At 64.0% G+C, this 344-nt stretch carries 1 protein-coding gene; it reads right to left on the reverse strand.

The features are described from left to right. Nucleotides 1-330: DUF2254 family protein (locus tag AC5RWX_RS34505; RefSeq protein ID WP_494100605.1), on the reverse strand; the 330-nt coding region annotated here is incomplete at its 3' end. Nucleotides 331-344: the final 14 nt, after the last annotated feature.

Here is a 344-nt window from a genome sequence, read left to right on the forward strand (position 1 = left end):
CTTCTTTGACTGCAGAACGTCGATGGAATCTGCCAGCTCCAACAGACTTCGCCGTTCCGCATCTGCGTAGTTGGCGGCGCCAATGGCGTTACGCATGCGGCCCAAATGGTCCACGATCTCCGGCCGATACCGGCCCCGCCGGTCACACCAGGTGAGCTCCTGAAGCAGCCCCAGGAGCCGTCCTGCGACGGCTGGATCTGCCGCTCCGTATTGCCTGGGCTGGTTCATCGCCATGTCCAGAAGGTCTTTGAGCCCCGGCAGCGTAACCAGCACCCTGACCCGCCCGTCATCGCCAGTGAGATGCTTCGGGCCGGGGTTTCTGCCCGCCAACCGGCACAGGAGGT

Source organism: Arthrobacter sp. SPT-J7 (genome assembly GCF_059089965.1).